Source organism: Flavobacterium sp. 9AF, assembly GCF_902506265.1.
In the GTDB taxonomy this organism is placed as follows: Bacteria; Bacteroidota; Bacteroidia; order Flavobacteriales; family Flavobacteriaceae; genus Flavobacterium.
The window spans coordinates 495,245-515,413 of the sequence record NZ_LR733556.1; the positions used below are offsets into that span (position 1 = coordinate 495,245).

Annotated in this window: 21 protein-coding genes; 7 read left to right on the top strand and 14 right to left on the bottom strand. The window is 30.0% G+C overall.

All coding sequences use genetic code 11. From position 1 onward, the window contains the following. Nucleotides 1-66 precede the first annotated feature (66 nt). From HALO113_RS02470 to HALO113_RS02490, 5 genes are all read left to right on the top strand, one after another. A complete protein-coding gene (locus HALO113_RS02470) occupies nt 67-576 on the top strand; it encodes a CAP domain-containing protein (protein ID WP_159777515.1) in 510 nt (169 codons plus the stop codon). Between the two features lie 86 nt (nt 577-662). After that, the gene (locus tag HALO113_RS02475; protein WP_159777516.1) at nt 663-3,095 is read left to right on the top strand and encodes a CAP domain-containing protein; all 2,433 of its coding nucleotides are present in this window, start codon (nt 663-665) and stop codon (nt 3,093-3,095) included. Between the two features lie 67 nt (nt 3,096-3,162). Beyond that, entirely contained in the window at nt 3,163-4,023 is an 861-nt protein-coding gene (locus HALO113_RS02480; RefSeq protein WP_159777517.1) for a CPBP family intramembrane glutamic endopeptidase, read from the top strand. 125 nt (nt 4,024-4,148) lie between these two features. Next, nucleotides 4,149-4,508 (top strand): cupin domain-containing protein, encoded by a 360-nt coding sequence (locus tag HALO113_RS02485; RefSeq protein WP_159777518.1) that lies wholly within the window; start codon nt 4,149-4,151, stop codon nt 4,506-4,508. Nucleotides 4,509-4,558: 50 nt separating this feature from the next. Next, nucleotides 4,559-7,021, top strand: coding sequence for a delta-60 repeat domain-containing protein (locus tag HALO113_RS02490; protein ID WP_159777519.1), 2,463 nt, complete (start codon nt 4,559-4,561; stop codon nt 7,019-7,021). A gap of 84 nt (nt 7,022-7,105) precedes the next feature. Here the strand turns inward: HALO113_RS02490 and HALO113_RS02495 are convergent, their stop codons facing one another. The 3 genes from HALO113_RS02495 to HALO113_RS02505 all read right to left on the bottom strand — a co-directional run bounded on the left by HALO113_RS02495 (nt 7,106) and on the right by HALO113_RS02505 (nt 11,458). Then, nucleotides 7,106-8,893: an ABC transporter ATP-binding protein gene (locus tag HALO113_RS02495; RefSeq protein ID WP_159777520.1), complete on the bottom strand. Its 1,788-nt coding sequence runs from the start codon at nt 8,891-8,893 to the stop codon at nt 7,106-7,108. Between the two features lie 210 nt (nt 8,894-9,103). After that, nucleotides 9,104-10,576, bottom strand: a complete 1,473-nt coding sequence (gene guaB, locus HALO113_RS02500) for an IMP dehydrogenase (protein ID WP_159777521.1) — start codon at nt 10,574-10,576, stop codon at nt 9,104-9,106. A gap of 78 nt (nt 10,577-10,654) precedes the next feature. After that, nucleotides 10,655-11,458: a hypothetical protein gene (locus HALO113_RS02505; protein ID WP_159777522.1), complete on the bottom strand. Its 804-nt coding sequence runs from the start codon at nt 11,456-11,458 to the stop codon at nt 10,655-10,657. A gap of 479 nt (nt 11,459-11,937) precedes the next feature. Between HALO113_RS02505 and HALO113_RS02510 the strand changes: the two genes are divergently transcribed. Together HALO113_RS02510 and HALO113_RS02515 are read left to right on the top strand one after the other, a co-directional pair. Further along, nucleotides 11,938-12,369 carry a hypothetical protein gene (locus HALO113_RS02510; protein WP_159777523.1) on the top strand — a complete coding sequence of 144 codons (432 nt, stop codon included), beginning with the start codon at nt 11,938-11,940 and terminating at the stop codon, nt 12,367-12,369. Between the two features lie 94 nt (nt 12,370-12,463). Next, nucleotides 12,464-13,123 carry a transposase gene (locus HALO113_RS02515; protein WP_159777524.1) on the top strand — a complete coding sequence of 220 codons (660 nt, stop codon included), beginning with the start codon at nt 12,464-12,466 and terminating at the stop codon, nt 13,121-13,123. A 114-nt stretch (nt 13,124-13,237) separates the two neighbouring features. Here the strand turns inward: HALO113_RS02515 and HALO113_RS02520 are convergent, their stop codons facing one another. The 11 genes from HALO113_RS02520 to HALO113_RS02570 form a co-directional block, all read right to left on the bottom strand. Continuing rightward, a complete protein-coding gene (locus HALO113_RS02520; protein WP_159777525.1) occupies nt 13,238-14,176 on the bottom strand; it encodes a hypothetical protein in 939 nt (312 codons plus the stop codon). A 1-nt stretch (nt 14,177) separates the two neighbouring features. Further along, nucleotides 14,178-15,335, bottom strand: a complete 1,158-nt coding sequence (locus HALO113_RS02525) for a toll/interleukin-1 receptor domain-containing protein (RefSeq protein WP_159777526.1) — start codon at nt 15,333-15,335, stop codon at nt 14,178-14,180. 1 nt (nt 15,336) lies between these two features. Then, entirely contained in the window at nt 15,337-16,116 is a 780-nt protein-coding gene (locus HALO113_RS02530) for a TIR domain-containing protein (RefSeq protein ID WP_159777527.1), read from the bottom strand. 3 nt (nt 16,117-16,119) lie between these two features. Further along, complete coding sequence (locus HALO113_RS02535) at nt 16,120-16,680, bottom strand: toll/interleukin-1 receptor domain-containing protein (protein ID WP_159777528.1); 561 nt, start codon at nt 16,678-16,680, stop codon at nt 16,120-16,122. A gap of 339 nt (nt 16,681-17,019) precedes the next feature. Beyond that, nucleotides 17,020-17,172, bottom strand: coding sequence for a hypothetical protein (locus HALO113_RS02540; RefSeq protein ID WP_159777529.1), 153 nt, complete (start codon nt 17,170-17,172; stop codon nt 17,020-17,022). A gap of 449 nt (nt 17,173-17,621) precedes the next feature. Next, entirely contained in the window at nt 17,622-17,834 is a 213-nt protein-coding gene (locus HALO113_RS02545; protein WP_159777530.1) for a hypothetical protein, read from the bottom strand. A 4-nt stretch (nt 17,835-17,838) separates the two neighbouring features. Further along, the gene (locus tag HALO113_RS02550) at nt 17,839-18,204 is read right to left on the bottom strand and encodes a rhodanese-like domain-containing protein (RefSeq protein ID WP_159777531.1); all 366 of its coding nucleotides are present in this window, start codon (nt 18,202-18,204) and stop codon (nt 17,839-17,841) included. Then, nucleotides 18,201-18,515, bottom strand: a complete 315-nt coding sequence (locus tag HALO113_RS02555) for a DUF3817 domain-containing protein (protein WP_159777532.1) — start codon at nt 18,513-18,515, stop codon at nt 18,201-18,203. Before HALO113_RS02555 ends, HALO113_RS02550 begins: the two co-directional genes overlap by 4 nt. A gap of 7 nt (nt 18,516-18,522) precedes the next feature. Beyond that, complete coding sequence (locus tag HALO113_RS02560) at nt 18,523-18,981, bottom strand: hypothetical protein (protein WP_159777533.1); 459 nt, start codon at nt 18,979-18,981, stop codon at nt 18,523-18,525. Nucleotides 18,982-19,047: 66 nt separating this feature from the next. Continuing rightward, a complete protein-coding gene (locus HALO113_RS02565; RefSeq protein WP_159777534.1) occupies nt 19,048-19,638 on the bottom strand; it encodes a TetR/AcrR family transcriptional regulator in 591 nt (196 codons plus the stop codon). 72 nt (nt 19,639-19,710) lie between these two features. Then, nucleotides 19,711-20,100: a DUF5958 family protein gene (locus tag HALO113_RS02570; protein ID WP_159777535.1), complete on the bottom strand. Its 390-nt coding sequence runs from the start codon at nt 20,098-20,100 to the stop codon at nt 19,711-19,713. Between the last annotated feature and the right edge of the window lie 69 nt (nt 20,101-20,169).

Sequence of the window (20,169 nt, forward strand, 5' to 3'; positions counted from 1 at the left end):
GGATTTTTTATTAACAGCTCATTAACAACTGGCATAAAATTTGATACCAGTTAAAAAACGTTTCCTATGAAAAATATCTTGTCTATATTTCTATTATTCTTTAATTCATTAACTATTTTCTCGCAAGAGCTCCACTTGGATGATACAGCCTTAGAAACTGAAATTTTACACTTAATCAATCAACATCGAAAAACTTTACACCTAACTCCTCTTGAAAAAGATCCTATCTTATTAAAAGCAGCACAAGATCAGAGTAATTATATGCTGCAAATTAAAAAATTGTCACATGAACAAAGTGCTACCCAAAAAAAACATCCTAAAAACCGAATTAAGTTTCATGGTGGTAATGATTTCTTCGTATATGGTGAAAATGTCTTGTATTTAACCGTTGAAACTAAAAATTACACAAAAGAAGACATAAAAATCTTAGCTCAAAGAATTTATAAAGAATGGGAAGAATCACCTCCTCATTATCAAAACATGACCAGCAACGATTTTGGTTATGCCAGTTTAGCTTTTGCGTATGATTCTAAAACAAAACGTTTATATGCAACAACAGTTTTTGGTAACAAATAACTAAATCGATCGTCTTCCTATATACATTACTCCAATCAATTTCTTTATTCATTGGTAGGATAACCTATTAACTAAAATATCATTTTATGAAGCATTTTATCCTTCTACTTATTTCATTAGCAACATACAAGATAGCTGCTCAAGAAATAATAATTGATTATAATAGACTAGGCGATAAAGTGATATCTCTTATCAATGATCATAGAAAATCATTACATCTAAACGAACTAAAAAAAGATGTTATTCTATTTAAAGCGGCAAAAGATCATAGCCAGTATATGTTAGAAAACAACATGCTCTCTCATGAACAAAAAAATCCTATCAAGAAATTCCCAAAGAATAGAATTTTATTTTATGAAGGTAAAATGTTTGATACATTTGGAGAAAACATCTTATTTACTTCAGTAGAAGCAAAAAAATACAATAATACAGAAACAGATGCTTTAGCTCAAAAAATTTTTCTACAATGGAAACATTCGCCTCCACATTATAAAAATATAATTTATACTAATTATGATTTTACAGATCTGGCTTTTTCCTATGATAAAAAATTAAAACGATTGTATGCTACCAATGTTTTTGGTGCTAAAGGAATTATTATTCCTAACCAACTCTCAGAAAATGCTTTTGGAATAGATGAAAAAAGTAGCTTATGTAAAAAAGTAAATCTTAGTGATAAAATTCACTTAGGAAATGGCTTACAAATTGAAGGCAATGAAGTTATACTTTATTATTATGATTTAGAAAATTTCAAAACCATTTTAAATGAACCGAGCGATGCTATTGCCATCGATTTTATTGATCTGGAACAATTTCAATGTGGACAAAAGAACCAATTTGATGTTTCTTCAATTTATGATGGAACATTATCTCAACCTATTTATCGAAAAGAACTTTTAGAAAACAATCGTGCAGAAAACAAATTGAAATTAATTACTAAAGTAGCTGAAGTTCCTCCTCATTTAATGGGTAAACAACTCGCTTTAAGTATGGTTTTTGTTTTAAATAATTGCGCTTGCGAATATGTTTCTCCTGTAAGTGTAGCATCTCGATCATTAGCTTTATTACCCGTAAATCCAATTTTAGAAATACCAAAAAATGTAACTTTAACAAACAAAGGAATTATAAAAACAGAAGAACACGAATTTGCTTTTGGAAGAAATGAAATTATTGAAAAACTACATGATTCACAAGATACCTATTATTCCGAAAATGATTTTGAACCAGAAAATCTAAATTTTGAAATTTCATACGACACCATTCCCTCTCAAGATATAAACGAAGATGAAATAGGAGAAGATACTGCTCTAGAAGAACAACCTTTTGAAATTATAAATACAACACTTCATTCTACTGAAATTTATAGCTTTAGTTCGATAGAAGGAAATGAAGCAAACAATATCAAATTATACCAAGAAAGAGTGAAAGCCATAGAAAAATATGGAAAAGAAAAACTAGACATAACCATTGAGCCAAACAAAATTGTAGCTGCTGAAAATTGGGAGACTTGTTATATTCAATTAGAAATGGAAAATCTAACCCATCTTGTTAAACAACCAAAAGATGTTATTAGAAAATACATTAATTTAAATAAAAACAAATGGGAGACTTATTTAGATCAACAACGTGTATCTAAATTAATCGCCAATTATTATGGGGAAATAAAACCAATAAATCCCGCAAATCCTTTTTATAAAAGTCTTTTCTATCAAATAAACCTTCGTACAGGTATTTATGAAAAAAATAACCCTAAAACCAATTTAGCATTAGCAAAAATAGCCGAATTAGACTATGATTTCACATTGTTTGAAGAACCCGTTTTTCAAGAAATAATGATTAACGCTAGTTTAGTTCAAAATGCAACTGCGGTTTTAATTAAAAATTATAACATCGATTATTTTAAAACCATACGATTCTTAAAATATTGGTTTTCAAAATATGATACGTTGCCAAAAAATGCTCAATTTAACTTGCTCATTTTATATTGTGTAACAAATGATTATTTATTAGATTCATGGGATATTTCAATGACCAAGCTAACAAACGTTACAAAACCAAAAACTTTAGAAACTCATTTTGAAGCAAACAAAACCCATCTCAATCTTATTGCAAATTATCATTATGTTTCACTCTATTATTATAATCACATCAATGATTATAATGGTATCAATTATTATTTTAATAAAGTATATACCAGTTTTAAAAACAGCATAAAATCTCCAAAAGACAGAGTAAATTTAGCATTGTTCTTAAATAAATGGAGTTCTTACGACACGACTATTTCACTTCTAAAAGCAGAAATGAAAAAACCAACATTTAGCAAAGAAGAAGCACTTTTACTTGCACAAACCTATCCAATGCTAATTGAAAATAACGGACAAACAGATCCCGATTTAGACTATATCTTAAAAAAAGTATATAAATTAAACAAAAAAGAATGGTGCGACTGGCAAAATGAAAATAGTAACCTTTTAAGAAACAACAATATAAAAGAAGAATATTGTAAAATGTGTAATTAATACATATTATAACTGTAACACCATGCCTTTAGAGTAGACCAATAAATATCATCAATCACTCTAAATCATGAATCAAAGCGTAAAAAAAGTTTTCTATTTTCCTCTTACAAAAGTAATCCTAGGAATCAGTTGTTGCTTAGGAATTCTAATCGGATTTCAAAACGTAGTATCTAAGCCACTTATTTACTTCTTTTTTGGTAAAAATGAGATTACAGATAGTTGTATCAATTATATTTCGGTTCTCGTTTTATGTACCACCTACTTTTATTTCTATAAAATCTATGAAAAGAAAACAACACATGAACTAAATTTAAGAAAATTTCCAAAAGAATTTACAACTGGCTTGTCTTTAGGTTTTGGTTGTCTTTCACTTGTTATTGGTATCCTCTATTTTTTAAATTATTATGAAGTCATAGCATTTTCTAATGCAACTTTCTTTTTAGCACCACTATCTTCATTGGTTATAGCAGCTCTTATAGAAGAAGTCCTTTTCCGATTAGTTTTTTATCGCATTTTTGAAAATTGGTTAGGCACCTATTGGGCTTTGTTCATTCTTGCTTTTGCCTTTGAAATTCCACATTGGGCAAATGATAATGTAACCATTCTTTCTGTCGTTTTAGGTTTGCTTTTTGGTTTTGCACATGGAATTATGTATACTTATACCAAACGGTTATGGCTTCCTTTTGCTTTTCATTTAGGATGGAATGTAGCCCAACCTTTTTATGGTTCCAATCTCTCAGGAATTACCGATGTAGGCTATGTCATTAAAGCTAAATTTTCAGGGCCTGAATTAGTAACAGGCTCTATTTATGGTATTGAAGATTCGTTAATTTCCATTCTTCTTTTACTTGCTATTTCCGCGCTTTTTCTGTATCTTTCCATCAAAGAGAATAAAATCATTAGGAAACCATCTTCAAAAAATAATTAGGGCGTTCCCACAAGGGTCGGGCTTTTCGTTACAATCTTTTTTTGGTGTGAACCACGCAAAAAAAGGATTTTCACTGCAATCCCTAACGCAAACATTCTATAAGTACAACCATTAAATTCATACACTTGAAAAACCTAGCAAAATCCTTTGAAAACATAACGCAATATTTCTCCCCAAAAATTATTGCAGAAGTAAACGATCAATATGTAAAAATTGCCAAAATAAAAGGAGAAGATATTCCTTGGCACAACCATGAAAATGAAGACGAACTCTTTTACATTATAGAAGGCAGTTTACTCATGGAAATTGAAAATGAACCTAGTTTCACCATGCAGAAAGACGATGTTTTTGTAGTAAAAAAAGGAGTCAACCATAGAGTTTCTGCTGTGGAAGAGTGCAAAATTATGCTTATCGAAACCAAAACTACGTTGCATACAGGAAAGGTACAAGCAGCTGTTACTAAAAGTATTGAAGAACAGAAGTAACCTTTTTTTAGAAAAATATCTTGATTTTTATAAATTCGCGAAAAAATTATATGACAAAAAAATTATTCTTATTAGCAAGTATCTTTTTTACATTACTTGTTAACTCTCAAGACGGTTCCGTTGATGCAACTTTTAATGCACCCGATTTAGGATATGGAAATGGTGATGGTCCAAATGGTTTTATTTACTCAAGAGAAATATTACCAGATGGAAAATCTCTTATAGCAGGAAATTTTACAGTTTATAATGCAACTACCGTTAATCGAATCACTAGATTAAATCCAAATGGTACTATTGATTCATCTTTTAATTCAGGAACTGGTGCTAATGGTCCTATTTACTCAGTAACATCTCAACAAGATGGAAAAATATTAATAGGTGGAGAATTTTCAAATTATAACGGAACAACAGTTTATGGTATTGCAAGATTAAACACTAACGGTACTATTGACAACAGTTTCAATGTAAATACTAATGCAAATGAATATATATACGCAATAAATATTTTACCAAATCAAAAAATAATTATTGGAGGTGAATTTAATATCATTGAAAGTTCTGTATCAAGAAGTAATATATGCAGATTAAACACAGATGGAAGTTTAGACAATAGTTTTTCTTACCAAAATAATTCCATTTTAGGTACTGTAAAAAATATAATTGTTCAACCAAATAATAAAATACTTTTAGGTGGAACTTTTGCTGTTTATAACGAATTTGGTACTCAAATTTCCGAAAAAATTTTTAGGCTAAATGACGATGGTAGCTTTGATTCTTCATTTAATGCAATTGCTCATTTCGATTTTTACATTACTTCAATTGCTTTGCAACAAGATGAAAAAATTATTGTAGGTGGAGCTTTTTCAAGTGTATCAAGTACTGTTCAAAATAAAATTGTTAGGTTGAATACAGATGGTTCTCTAGACTTATCATTTCAAACAAATTCAGGTTTTGATGATGTGGTACATAGTTTATTGGTACAACAAAATGGAAAAATTATTGTTGGTGGTAGTTTTACAACGTATCAAGGAGCTTCACATGAAAACTTAATTCGTTTAAATACAGATGGTTCAATAGACAATTTATTTGTACCAAGCAAAGACACAAACTTTTACTCATTACTAGAACAAAATGATCAAAAAATATTTGTTGGTGGAGTTCGCCTAAATAGTAATGGTAGTTTGGATTCCAATTATAATAAACAAACTGGTTTTAACAATTTCATCCAAACAATCGTGACACAACAAGATGGAAAAATTCTTGTAGGCGGTAACTTTCTATCTTATAATGGAGAATTAACTAAATTCATTACGCGACTAAACATGGATGGTAGTAAAGATACTTCTTTTAATTCTAACTCAGCCGATAATAGAATTAGAAGTATTTCTGTTTTACCAAATGATAAAATAATTATAGGAGGAGAGTTTTTTAATTATAACGGGCAACCCATTAAAGGGATTGCTAGATTAAATTCTGATGGAACCTTAGACACTAATTTTAATATATTTGGTACAGGTATAGGTGGATCAAATGTAGTAAATGTTACGACTATACAATCCGATGGAAAAATAGTGATTGGAGGAATGTTTAATTCTTATAATGGAGTATCCACAAATAGGATAGCTCGTTTAAATAATGATGGCACATTAGATACTAGTTTTACTATTGGAACTGGTGCAAACAATACTGTGATTGCTATTGCGATACAACAAGACGAAAAAATTATTGTTGGTGGTGCATTTACTTCATTTAATGGTATAGGGGTTAATAAAATTGTAAGATTAAATCAAAATGGTAGCATAGACAGTAGTTTTAATGTTGGATCTGGGTTTGATTTTCAAGTATTTTCTATTCAAATACAACCTGATGGAAAAATTATTGTAGGTGGTAGCTTTAGCAACTATAATGGTGAAAGTGCAAAAAAAATAATCCGATTAAATTCTGATGGTAGTGTTGATACAACTTTTAATATAGGTGATGGTGCTAATCTATCTGTTAATACCATTTCTATACAAAATGATGGAAAAATTATAGTGGCTGGAAACTTTAACACCTTCAATAATAACTCAGTAAATCGTATAATAAGATTAAATAGCAATGGAACAGTAGATTCTAGTTTTGTGGTTGGAAATGGTATAAATTATCAAGTTAATATTTCTTGTATTGATTCTGATGGAAAAATTATTTTAGGTGGAGCTTTTACAAGTTATAATGGACACGGAAAAAATAGAATTCTAAGATTAAACGGACCCAATACATTATCGTCAAGTAATTATGAAATCCCAAATAATATAAGAATTACGAATGAAAATGGATATCTAAAAATAATTTCTAATTCTTTGAATCTTAGTTCTATTTCTATGTATAATGTCTTAGGAGAATCTTTATATCAAAAAGGAGAAATGAATAGCGATATCATTACAATCGAAAATAGTTTTATACAAAATCAAATTTTATTTCTTACCATTCAGTTTTCCAATGGAACGGTCAAAAAATTAAAATTTATACCCTAATTTTATTGTATTATAAAATGAAAATGAAATTTATTTAAACAAAAAAACTTCTCGAATATAAAAGTAGTCGAGAAGTTTTTATTTTTAATACTCACTAAATTGCAACGAACTTAAATTCTTGTACATTCCGTTTTCTATTTCTAGTAACTCTTTATGCGTTCCTTTTTCAACAATTTTTCCTTCATTTAATACTAAAATAGCATCTGCACTTCGTATGGTAGACAAACGATGGGCAATAATAATGCTGGTTCGTCCTTGCATTAAATATTCTAAAGCTTCTTGTACCAGTTTTTCACTTTCACTATCCAAAGAAGAGGTGGCTTCGTCTAAAATTAGAATACTAGGATTTTTCAGTAAAGCTCTCGCAATAGCAATACGTTGTCTTTGACCACCAGACAATTTAATACCACGTTCACCCACTAAAGTATCAAACTTTTCAGGGAAACCGTTTACAAAATCGAAAGCATTGGCTTGTTTTGCAGCCGTGATGATTTCTTCTTCTGTAGCATCAGGTTTACCATACGCAATATTTTCTCGAATGCTTCCGCCAAAAAGAATCACATCTTGGGGCACTATACTCATATTGCCTCGAAGGTTTTCTAAATCATAATCGTTGATATTCTTATCATCGATTAAAATCTCTCCTTTATCTATAGCATAAAAACGGAGTAATAGCGAGGAAATAGTCGATTTTCCAGCACCACTTGGTCCTACAAGAGCAATTTTTTGACCTTGCTGCGCAGTAAACGTAACCTCTTTTAAAACTTGTATTTCAGGTCGTGAAGGGTATGAAAATCCTACATGATTAAAACTTACTTTTCCATTAATCTTTGGTATACTCGGTTTTCTTAAATCATTTATTTTTTCTGGAACCTCATCCAAAAGTTCAAAAACACGTTCGGTAGCACCTACTGCTTTTTGAATTTGCGCATACAATTCGGCTATACCTCCAAAAGAAGCACCAATAAAAGTAGAATACAATACAAAAGAAATTAACTCTCCTACTCCATCAATATCACCATTAATACACAAGGTAACTCCGTACCAAACTACTGCTACTATAGCTCCAAATAAGCAGAAAATGATAAAAGAAGCAAAATACCCACGGTAAACCCCTCCTTTAATAGCCAGTTTCACCACTTCATTAATTTTTCCTTTATAACGCGCAATTTCGTACCATTCGTTAGCAAATGCTTTTACATTCGAAATTCCCTGCATGGTTTCTTCAACAATCACCTGACTTTCCGCAACTTGATCTTGTACACTTTTAGAAAACTTACGAATAAAACGTCCAAAAATAACAGCTGCAACTGCCACTACAGGCACAATACAAAGCATCATTAAAGTTAGTTTTAAACTGATTGTTGCTAAAAAAATTACACCTCCAATGATTAAAATAAACTGTCTTAAAAATTCGGCAATGGTGGTTGTTAAGGTATCTTGAATTTGAGTAATATCTGAACTGATGCGACTGTTTAATTCTCCCACACGTTTTTGAGAGAAAAAATCCATGGGTAACTTGATTAAATTACTATATAAAGCCAAACGAATATTCGCTAAGGTATTTTCTGTAAAATTGATAAATAACGACAATCTGAAAAAGGAAAAGAAAGATTGTAACAACAAAATGACCATTAACCCTAGAGCAATATTTCGAGCTTGTACTAAATCTTTATTATTCACACAATCGACTAACATCCCCAATAACTTTGGGAAAGCTAAAGCCGTTCCGCCTGTTAGCAATAAAAAAAGCAAACCGAGATAAAACTTCCATTTGTGGTGGGTTGCATATTTAAAAATTTGAAGTGCTTTGCTTAGCGTACTAGCGTTTAATTTTGATTTGGGCAAATCATTTTCTTTATATCTTGGCATTTCTTTTTAAAAATTTTTAATTGAATATAGTTCGTTTTCTACCACTTCAAATATAAAGCTAAAAATAACATTAGCACCCTTTCAAAAAAAGAAAACTTCCCGAAAATCGAGAAGTTTTTGTTATACAATTATAATAAATTAAGTAAAAGCTAAACCTTTCAGCCTATCGACTCAAAACTTTTGACTTCAGACTTTCGACTTTCGACTTAACTATCTAGAATAATTTGGAGCTTCTTTCGTAATCGTTACATTATGCGGATGACTTTCCCCTATTCCACTAGTTGTAATTCTCACAAAACGTCCCGATTCTTGTAAAGTAGCCACATCTTTTGAACCACAATAGCCCATTCCAGCACGTAAACCACCTATAAATTGTTGCATGCTTTCGTTTAATTCTCCTTTATAAGGTACGCGTCCTACAATTCCTTCTGGAACTAATTTCTTCACATCGTCTTCTACGTCTTGAAAATAGCGGTCTTTCGATCCTTCTTGCATCGCTTCTACCGAACCCATTCCTCTATACGACTTGAATTTTCTTCCTTCGAAAATGATAGTTTCACCTGGAGATTCTTTGGTTCCCGCTAATAAAGAACCAAGCATTACACAATCTGCTCCTGCAGCAATGGCTTTAGGAATATCTCCCGTATAACGAATACCACCATCTGCAATTACAGGAACTCCACTGCCTTTAATGGCTGCGGCCACTTCTAAAACTGCTGAAAATTGGGGAAACCCAACACCCGCTACTACACGAGTGGTACAAATAGAACCTGGACCAATACCCACTTTAACACCATCTGCTCCATTATCTACTAAATACTGAGCGGCTTCTGGTGTGGCTATATTTCCAACCACTACATCCAATTCTGGAAAAGCAGCTTTGACTTGTTTTAAAACATCAACCACACCTTTGGTATGACCGTGAGCCGTATCAATAATAACTGCATCTACTCCAGCTTGTACCAAAGCGCTCGCTCTTTGCACCGCATCTGCAGTAACTCCTAAAGCAGCAGCCACACGCAAACGACCGTAAGAATCTTTGTTGGCAATCGGTTTTTGAGTCAATTTAGTAATATCTCTAAAGGTAATTAGACCCGCTAATTTGTTCCCTTCAGATACGACTAATAGTTTTTCAATTTTATGATCTTGTAAAATTTCTTCTGCTTGTTGTAACGTGGTACCTACTTGAGCGGTAACTAAGTTTTCTGAAGTCATCACCTCAGTAATAGGACGTTCGTTTTTCTTTTCGAAACGCAAATCTCTATTGGTTACAATTCCTTTTAATGTTAAAGTATCATCTACCACAGGGATTCCGCCAATACCATGCTCTTTCATGGCTCTTTTAGCATCACCTACAGTAGCGGTTAAAGGCAAGGTAACGGGATCGATAATCATGCCTGATTCAGCACGTTTTACTTTTCTTACCTCAGCCGCTTGCTGCTCGATAGTCATGTTTTTATGTAAAACCCCTATTCCACCTTCTTGCGCCATAGCAATTGCCATTGCACTTTCGGTTACGGTATCCATCGCAGCAGATACAATAGGAACGTTTAATGTAATGTTTCTAGAAAATTTTGTTTGAATACTTACTTCACGAGGAAGAACTTGGGAATAATTTGGAATGAGTAATACATCATCGTATGTAAGGCCTTCTCCGATGATTTTAGTTGTGTGTGCTTTCATCTTGCAATTTAGATTAAATTGCAAGCAAATATAGGAAAAATTTAGAAGTTAGAAAGGAGAAAAGTGAAGTTTTTTTGTTTATTCCATAGTAATTTGAAGCGTTTCAACATGAATATAACCAAACCTTTTTTCTTTAAGAGCATTTTCAAGCATAAATTTTTTATGTAACACCTCTCGATCGATGTTATCCTCATATAATAAGGAAAGCTTCCAATCTTTAAAATCAATATTTTTAATTTTCCAATTTTCTATAGATTGTTTCAGTTGGTCTTTTTGTTCCTCACTAAAATCATCGTATAATTTTCGATTAACAATTTCAAAAGTATCCTTATCTTTTTTAAAATCCACTCGATAATGAAAGGTATATTTTCTACTAAAATTATCAAATGCAAAAAAAGCAAATCGATCTTCATTATAAGTAATTGTATCTACTTCTTTTGCAAAATAAAAATTATAAATCACTTCCTTTTCCTCTACACTACTAACTATTGTTTTACATAAGGAATCTAATGCTTTAAAAGTCTGTTCATTATTCAATAAAGGCATTGCCGTGTAAATTCTATTCACATAACGAAACGAACTATCTTTATTTTCAATTCTATCGGAAAACGCTTTGCCATTTGGGTAATACTGAGAAATCTTTTTTTCTAGTTCTTCTGACTCTTGTATCGTTCTTTTAATAGCTAGGTATTGTGTTTCAAAAGTCCTTTTATCAAACGTAAAGGGTCTTTCATCCGATAAATAGTATTCTAATGCTATAGGATTTTCTTTATTTTCAACAATATAAAACTGAAATCCGTATACTCGACCAAACTCATGCCATGTTCCTACAAAATCTACTTTGTATTGCTCTTGATAATTTTCTTTTAATGTAGTCTTCATGAACTTTTTAGCTTTTAACTCTTTCATTATAAAAAGAGGGCTACAACTAAACGTTATAAAAAGTAAAAAAATAAGTAACAAGTATTTCATGATACACGATTAAGTAATGCAATATAAATAATGAATAGTGAGTTTGGTTGCACAACTGTAACTTTTGATTTCGTAATATGGTTTGGTTTTATTATACATACAACAGTCTACAAAGACCATTTGGCAGTAAACTACTAGTAAAAAACTTCCAATAACCTAAAGTTTTAGGTCTCCGACTTAAAATTTTAGGCTCCTGAGGTAAAACTTTACGTCTCCCTACGTAAAAGTTTAGGTCCTTGACGTAAAATTTTAGGTGGCTGAGTTAAAATTTTATGAGAGTTAGCTAAAATAAAACTCAAAGTCAGGAGACCAAGACTGTAAGGAACTTTTATAAATGTAATAAAAAGTGTTATTTTTACTTTCCTATATATCAATAACATATATGGAAAATGAAGATCAATACTGGAGTAAATGAAATATTGGGATATATTTCTGAGGATAAGCTTGATTTTTTTGCTCAAGAAACAATGGTTGATTGGAATGCAAAAAAACTAAAAGGGAAAGAGTTGTTTAAACTTTGTGTTTTTGGCATTTTGAATGAAAACAGAGCTAGTTCAAGGGTATTTGAAAATTTTTATGAAAATCATTTCTTTTGCAAGTATACTCAAATTCCAAAAGATAAAACTGTTAGTCATAGCAGTATTGCTGATAGAATTGGCAGTATAAATGTTGAATATTTTAAAAAATTATACAATCACACTGTTGCTGTTTTTCAAGACAAACTCAATGAAAAAGACAAAGTAAGATTAAGTTTGTATGATTCAACGATTACTAGTTTATCAGCTTCATTGTTACATTTTGGAATGCAGAATGGGGTGTAAAAACAAAAAAGGAGAACAAGGTAGAAATAGTATAAAGTTTACAGTTGGATTTAATGAGTTACCATTTAATGTAAAAATTCATAAAGATTAGAAGATGATTAGCGAGGATTTAGCGTTAGGTGATATTCTTAAGGATCATATTGCTAATAAGGAAGATATTGCTGTTTTTGACAGAGGAATGAAAGAGAGAAAGAAAATGGTCGAACTATCAAATCAGCAAAAATATTTTGTAACTAGAATCTATAAAGCATCAAAATATGAAGTTGAAAAAGACAGTATAGAAACTATTTTAAATTTTGAAAATGAAATAATTAGTCTCACAAAACATAGCAAAGTACATCTCTATTGCAATGGTAAAAAAACTGAAACAATTTTCCGATTAGTTGAAGGAATATTAAAGTCAGATGGAGAAAAAATACTTTTTTTAAGTAATCTGCCTGAAAATGAATTTAATGCAGAGCAGATAATAGAAATTTATAAAAGACGTTGGGATATAGAAAGATTTTTTAGGTTTATAAAACAAGAATTAAATTTCAAGCATTATTTTTCAAGACAATGGAATGGAATCCAAGTGATGATTTATATAATTTTGATAGCGTCAATATTACTTTTAGCATATATAAAACTTAATAAGTTAAAAGGATATAAAATCCCTAAAATGTCATTTTGCAATCAAATGCAAAATGACATTATTAATCAAATGATAATACACTGTTGTGGAGATCCTAATAAATTAAATAGTTTAAAAACTTGAAAAAGAAAGTTCCTTACAGTCTTGGTCAGGAGACTTTGCGGAACTGGAATCTCAACGATTCCGTTAAACACTGGTTTCATTGTTCGTGCTCCGAACGCAACGAAACCTTAGCTGTTATATGAAGGCCTTGTTCATTCCTTTCATTATTAAATATGTTATTTCATGAATGTTTTTAGATATAAACAATCTTTTATTTTCATCTTCAGTAAGTAAGTTATTTTTTGAAAGTGTGTTCAAATTAAAGTTTACAAAAAGATTATTAATCACTTCATAATCATAATAGTTATATTTATCTTTTACAAAGTCTTTAAATTCTTCTAAAAATGAACAGTCATATTGAAATTCATTACTTAAAAAATAAGAGTTTTCTCCTAAAATTAATTTGGATATTTCATTTGCAACCCCACCGAATCCACCAACTATGTATAAAGGTTTTTTTGATTCAATTTGATAAATTACTTCTTCTAAAACGCCAGGGATATATCCGAGATAGTTACTTAACTTACCACCAACAATAATTTTTGCATTACAATCTTCTGTCATTTTTTCTCGTAATACCCTAAAACATTCTGCAAATATATATCTATCATTGACTTCATTAGTTGGCTGATAATTTTTATCAAAGTCAAAATTAATATGTTCTGGACAACTAATTTTTTTAAGCCCAATTCTTTTTGATTTAAACTCACGTTCAAATTTTTTATCTATTTTGTTTAGAAATGGATGAGCAAAATAATTAATAAATGCATATCTATCATCATCATTTCTTGTGTATTGAGATGATAATTCTTCAAAATATTTTGTAAAACCATTTTCTCTTAAATCGCCACCATATAGAGCTGTTCCATCATTAGAAATTATATAACGTGCTAATTCTATAGAAATATCATTTAAATGTTGCTCATCGAGACCAAGTTCATTTAAATTTTCACTATTTGAAACAGAAATAGCAATTGACTTATCAAAAAGGAAAGATTTTTCATTTTGTGAAAGTTTAAATTCTGGCTTTAAATCTTCGGTATTTATACCAGATATATTATTTTCATCTGTCATTTTAAATCTTATTAATAGTTATAGGCGTAACAAATTTTAAATTCTTATTAAATCTATTTAGTATTGATGTCTCTTCAATGCCCAAAGGTGGATCGGGATAAAGAACAATCGTTTCCTCCTCATTCATCTCCAAATGAATTAAATTTATTAGTTCTGGTGGAGAGGTAAGAGTATAAACTTGCTTATGAATAAATTCTTTATACTGAGAAAGGAGACGATGTTGGTACAAATTATTTAATACTTGGATAAGAGTTAAGTAAACTATTTTGTAAAAATTGTAATCATTCTCCTCTGTTAAAACAGTTGTAGGCATATTCCCTAAATAAGGGAATGCTCTACTTTCTCCATTTTTAATACTATGAACAACAACAATTGGCGATTTATGTTTTTTAGCAAGTAAAACTTCTCTTCGACACCATTCCCTATTTGAGTATTCATCAGTATGAAATACTAATAAAGCAGATTCGCTAATGTTTTGACTAAATTGTTCTGCAAAATCATAACCATTTGCAATGTCAACCGTATCAAAAAAAACATCTAATTTTAAATTATTTTCGATAAATTGTTTAAACTTGATTGCTAATATCTCACCATCTTTTTTTGCATGACTTAAGAATAATTTAACTGGTGAATTAATACGGTCAGTTTCAGTATCATCAGCAGTCTTTTGAAAGTCCATTATAAGTCTAGAACAATCATGTAATATTTCAAATTTTATCTTTTCAATAGCCTTTGTCAAATCTTCTTCAAGTTCCAAATCTAATTTTTGGTTTAAAAATACTCTAGCATTTGTAAATTGTATTTTGCTTAACTCAGATGATATTGTATATGCTTTTTCATATAAGGTAATAGGAAATACTCTGTTATTATTATCAACTTCTTCTAATAGCTGTTTTGTATATCCTACATAAACATCATCGTCAAAATATTCTTCATCAATTAATAAAATAATTACATTTTTTTCTGCATTAGTGAAATCAATTGGTAGTATTGAACCGTCAGATAATTTTTTATATCTAAAATATACTGGAATTCCTAAACCTCTAGAAAGTGGTTTCTTATAATCTCGGCTAAAAGTATTATACAGTTCTGTTGCTATTTTTTTTGATATTGGTGAATCTTGATGCCAAACTATATGTATGTTTAAAGGATATTTCATTTTAATTAGTATTTTCTTGCATTTGTGTTCTAGAATTAACTCTTTCAGTTGCTTTACTCGTTCTTTGTTCAAACGCTAATTCAATATATTCTTGCATCTTTAATCTATCATCTGTCCAATCTCTTATTACTGCATATCCCGATTTGAAGTTGTCTGCAAGTCTAGCAGGCATTAAATTATATGTAGCTTTTTCAGTTCCAAAATCTGGGTGGTTAGGGAGAATAATTCCTAATAATCCCGAATATTTTTCTCCAACTTTCACATTTAATGCCCCCGAAATTTCCCAATCAATGTGCATCCTATGTTTGGTGTTTTTGCCGATAAGAACAACTAATACAGTGGTGTCTGCTAGATATCCTTTTTGTATTAATTGTTTTATATAACCATCACTATTATCAGGATCTATATCATTATCCTCAACTGATTTGTTTACAATCAAATCATCAAAAAGTGCTTTGAATTTTTCCTTGTAATATTGATCCTCTTTATGATAATAACTAATAAATGTTTTTCTTCTAGTAATATTTTTGGGAACAATAAACCAATTAAAGAGACCATTTTTATAGGTGAAATCCCCGATTTTATTCCATGAGCCATCATCATTTTTTTTAATTGAGCAGAATGAATTACCATTTGAAACTTTTTGAACCATCCAATTTCGATTCTTCTCATAAAAAGTAGAACCTAATTTATCTCCCATATCTTCACAATAAAGAATGCTGTCTATCATTCCATGTTCATCTAAATTCAGTTTGCTCACGCAATAATCTGCCCATTTCATATATTAATAATTTTCATTAATTAAAGTGTCCATAATGTTTACTAACGGATTATTAAAAGAATTGTAATCCTTTAATTTTGATTCTAATATTAAATTTTCTTTTTTGACTCCTGTAATATTCTCGCAAAAAATATTAAAATCATAAATGTCACGAATAATTTTAGTAGATTTTAAATATTCTGGAAGAGTACCTTTTGTAATTCCTTTAAGACAAAGAGATAGTACTTCTGTTTTGTCATATCCATATCCAATTTCAAAAGGAACCCATGTTGAGTATAAAGTATTAGGTGAAACCAAAACAATCATATGCGAACTGTTATTGATACCGTTTCTAATTGAGTTTGTTACGCCAGCTGCATTATTTGATTGATGATGAATTTTCAAATCTTTGTCATATTCATCAAAATATACATCAACACCTGCATTTATTAAATAATCAGCAATTTTTTTAGCTTCTTCTTTGTCTTTTTTTTGATGTGAAAGAAATACACATTTTACTCCTTGTTTTAAAAAGTCTAAACGGCTAGTAAATTTAGTTGGCCAATAATATCGATTCAGCGCCATTTTTTTTAATAATTATTTATACACAAGTTTGTAAGGCTTTCATATAACTAGTTTATATGTATGACAAAATCATACATGGTCATCTCATTTTAAGTAGCTATTTATTTTTCTCCCTTCAAATCTAACCTATTCTATTTACCCTTGCAATACGTATTTATACGTATATTTCCTTTTTTTTGTACGTATTTATACGTAGTAAAGGGCAAATTGTCTTTACATTTTCTTTTAGGGTGAGTTTTGTTTGTTTTGTTTTTGTAAAAATAAGAAGCTTTTTTAGAAGGTCTTTACGGTTTTCCGTAAGGGGTGTTTTTAAGTTTAGTTTTTATTAAAAAAATATGCTTATATTTTACTTTTAGTATAACTAATGGCTCTAGTGGTTACTACTTGTAAATTAGAAATTATAGCGTTGACAATTTCCACTTCTTTATCTTCTGTTATACTTCCTTTAAAGGAGATTTCTATACCAACAAATTCTTCATAAACAGTATACATAAAAATAGTGCTTTTATACCCAACAATACCATTCTCATTCGTTCTGTTTAGGTTGTATCCATCTATTAGAAGAAGGAGTCATAATTTGCTACATCAAAAGTAAAATCATCCCCTATAGGGGTGCTAATTACATATTCATTTGTCCATTCCCAATTTTCCAAACGCTATCTTTTATTTTGCGTGCTTCTCAAAGTGTAGCAACGGTTTATGTGATTATTAAATATGGGTTAAAGTAGTGGTGAGAACCATAACCAAACCTCGAAGCAAAAAATCTTCTGATCTTGAGTTTAAATATAAAAATTTATTTCTTTAAAAACTTGCTTAATGAGAATTCTTTAGTTTAAATAAATGGAATAAAAGTGGTATTCACTTTGCCTCAAAGTCAGGAGATTTTGCGGAACTGGAACTTCACACTTTGTGGAAAAGAACAAAATTCAACTAAATAGCTATTAATCTTCTAAAGCGATACATTCATGTCCGTTTTCATTAAAAATGGTAATTACTTCATCTGAAATTTCTAGTGGACTATCAATTCGGAAAATATTGTCGCAATCTTCCAAATCAAAATTCCATTTTGTATAAGAGAATAACTTATTTAATAAAGGTTTAATTTTTTGAATTTCATGTAGTGTACGTACACTAGTTTTAAAAACTAAAATCATAGGTTTATTTATTTGATTGAATTATTTGACTTTGCAACTCTTCCCAAGCACCACCATTACATACTTTTTTAAAACCTCTCTCTTTCAATATGTTCACTGCTTTTACACTTCGCAATCCATGGGAACAACACGTTATATAAGTAACCGAAGTGTCTAGCTCAACATACCTTGTTCTTAATTCACCTAACGGAATAATAATAGCTCCTTTAATATGCCCTTTTTTACATTCAGATGAAGTGCGTACATCTAAAATTATTGCTCCATTTTTTATTTTGGAAATTAATTGAGGCTCTTTCGTTACATAAAGAAATGTTTTAAATGATCCATATAATACAACGAATATAAGAATAATTATAAAGAATGTTTTCATGTTTTTGGATTAATTTTGTTCAAAATTTTGGTATCTATATAAAACGTTCCAAAGGGAATTAAACAAGCTAAAAGTACGCGCCACGTTGTTTTTTTAAATTTCCAATTTTGCTCTACACCCACGCTTAATGTGTTGAAAATAAAAAGTAAAAACAAAGCACCATGAATTGGGCCTAATACTTTTGTTCCGCTGTCATCTTTAAAAAAATATTTCATTGGGGTTGCCCAAAATAATAACAGCAATAAAGAAATTCCTTCTAAATAACCTATCAATCGTAATCTGCCAATTTTTGTTTGTAATAAATGTATCATAATCATATTATCTAAAATAAGGTCGGTTTGCTAAAGGTGAAAAAGGCCAGGGAATGGCTATTAAAATAAATAGTAAAGCGATTAAAAACCAAACTAAAATAGTTTTAAACTGCTCTTTGGGAGTTATTCTTCTTTTAGCTAATGCAGAACCAATAGTAATAATAACTATAGCTATAAACATCATTGTGATATGAATGATACCAAAGAAAAATAAGTCTAAATGCTCTTTTGTCTCTGAAAAGTTGTTCCAAAAATAAGAGATTATGGGACTTTTAATATAGAGCAAAATACCTATAACTAACTGAATATGTGCTATTGTAGCTGTCCAATGTCTTAAGGCATTATCCAGTTTAGTAAAATGCTTTTTTTTAGTATAGCCTTTGTAAGCATTGCATATTGTATAGATTAGGCCTATTAAAAGCAACCAACGGGTTATAGAATGAAAAAATAAAAGGGAATTATACATCGTATCTGTTTTACGATGCAAATATATTTAAAAAACATACCAATTAGTATGTTTTTTAAATATATTTTATTTCATACTTCCTAAATAACGCTTAAGTTCCTCTAAATAAACAGTATATACATTTTTAGAATTTTCCAATTTTCCAAAATTGCGAATTCCCCAATAACCCGACATTACAAAAACTGTGAGAGCATTTGCGTTAATAGTATCTTTGATAACACCTTCTTTTTTACCTTTTTCTAAAAGATCAGTCATACTGGAAATCCAAAGTTGGGTAATCTCATGTAATGCATTACTAAAATCTATATTCCAAGGAGTCATTTCTTGGGTAAAATTTGCCACAGGACAACCATATTCTAAACGTAAAAAATCATTTTGCAATAATAGATGTTCCATAAGATTATAAATAATATCCAGAGGATTTTCTTTACTTTCCAAGGGTGCGATGAAACTTGCTGTGAGTGTGGGTTTTAGTAATTCATTAATAATAGCAATACCCATTTGCTCCTTATTCTTAAAATGGTAATAGAAAGCACCTTTAGTAACTTTAGTAGTAGCTAGAATATCATCTATACTGGTTGTTTGGTATCCTTTTTCATAAATAAGTTCAAAGGCTTTTTGCAAAATATGCATTCGAGTTGCGGCCGCTTTTTTCATAAAACATACTTATTAGTATCTTTACAAAGTAAGACATACTCAGCCAATTTTACAACTATTTGTTTTTTTAAACTATTTTAAATTATGCCATTCGTGGTGGCAACCATTTTTACACCAAACCTTTCGTCTATACGTATCCGATATTTTAAACAATGTTATAAGTGTAATAAAAGCTTTTCTCATTTCATGATCAGGTAATGCGATTATTTTTTGCAAGGCAACTTTTACGTTTTTTACTTTAAGTAATTGTATAGGTGTATAGGTTGGCTTTAAAGGAATGAGATAAATTGCATTTTCAATTAGTTCTTGACTTGGATGTGCTTGTCTCAAATAAAAATTAGTCAAAAAAACTAATTCTCGTTGTTTTTGCTTATCAAATGCGTCAAACCACATGAGAACTTCTTCAAGAGTTTTTTGATCTTGTGCAAAACGATTGAGTATAATTTCTTCTGTATCGAGCAAAATTAATTTATTATATGTATTTAAAGATCAAATCTATTTCCAATTATAAAAATAATCCATCAATTCAAT

Excerpts from the sequence above, each read along its gene's own strand:
- HALO113_RS02495 (WP_159777520.1), bottom strand. The coding sequence starts at position 8,893 with ATGCCAAGATATAAAGAAAATGATTTGCCCAAATCAAAATTAAACGCT.
- HALO113_RS02565 (WP_159777534.1), bottom strand. The coding sequence starts at position 19,638 with ATGAAAAAAGCGGCCGCAACTCGAATGCATATTTTGCAAAAAGCCTTT.
- HALO113_RS02480 (WP_159777517.1), top strand. The coding sequence starts at position 3,163 with ATGAATCAAAGCGTAAAAAAAGTTTTCTATTTTCCTCTTACAAAAGTA.
- HALO113_RS02470 (WP_159777515.1), top strand. The coding sequence starts at position 67 with ATGAAAAATATCTTGTCTATATTTCTATTATTCTTTAATTCATTAACT.
- HALO113_RS02540 (WP_159777529.1), bottom strand. The coding sequence starts at position 17,172 with ATGTATACTGTTTATGAAGAATTTGTTGGTATAGAAATCTCCTTTAAA.
- HALO113_RS02520 (WP_159777525.1), bottom strand. The coding sequence starts at position 14,176 with ATGACAGATGAAAATAATATATCTGGTATAAATACCGAAGATTTAAAG.
- HALO113_RS02475 (WP_159777516.1), top strand. The coding sequence starts at position 663 with ATGAAGCATTTTATCCTTCTACTTATTTCATTAGCAACATACAAGATA.
- guaB (WP_159777521.1), bottom strand. The coding sequence starts at position 10,576 with ATGAAAGCACACACAACTAAAATCATCGGAGAAGGCCTTACATACGAT.
- HALO113_RS02525 (WP_159777526.1), bottom strand. The coding sequence starts at position 15,335 with ATGAAATATCCTTTAAACATACATATAGTTTGGCATCAAGATTCACCA.
- HALO113_RS02560 (WP_159777533.1), bottom strand. The coding sequence starts at position 18,981 with ATGTATAATTCCCTTTTATTTTTTCATTCTATAACCCGTTGGTTGCTT.
- HALO113_RS02530 (WP_159777527.1), bottom strand. The coding sequence starts at position 16,116 with ATGAAATGGGCAGATTATTGCGTGAGCAAACTGAATTTAGATGAACAT.
- HALO113_RS02510 (WP_159777523.1), top strand. The coding sequence starts at position 11,938 with ATGAAGATCAATACTGGAGTAAATGAAATATTGGGATATATTTCTGAG.
- HALO113_RS02515 (WP_159777524.1), top strand. The coding sequence starts at position 12,464 with ATGATTAGCGAGGATTTAGCGTTAGGTGATATTCTTAAGGATCATATT.
- HALO113_RS02490 (WP_159777519.1), top strand. The coding sequence starts at position 4,559 with ATGACAAAAAAATTATTCTTATTAGCAAGTATCTTTTTTACATTACTT.
- HALO113_RS02505 (WP_159777522.1), bottom strand. The coding sequence starts at position 11,458 with ATGAAGACTACATTAAAAGAAAATTATCAAGAGCAATACAAAGTAGAT.
- HALO113_RS02545 (WP_159777530.1), bottom strand. The coding sequence starts at position 17,834 with ATGATTTTAGTTTTTAAAACTAGTGTACGTACACTACATGAAATTCAA.
- HALO113_RS02535 (WP_159777528.1), bottom strand. The coding sequence starts at position 16,680 with ATGGCGCTGAATCGATATTATTGGCCAACTAAATTTACTAGCCGTTTA.
- HALO113_RS02550 (WP_159777531.1), bottom strand. The coding sequence starts at position 18,204 with ATGAAAACATTCTTTATAATTATTCTTATATTCGTTGTATTATATGGA.
- HALO113_RS02555 (WP_159777532.1), bottom strand. The coding sequence starts at position 18,515 with ATGATACATTTATTACAAACAAAAATTGGCAGATTACGATTGATAGGT.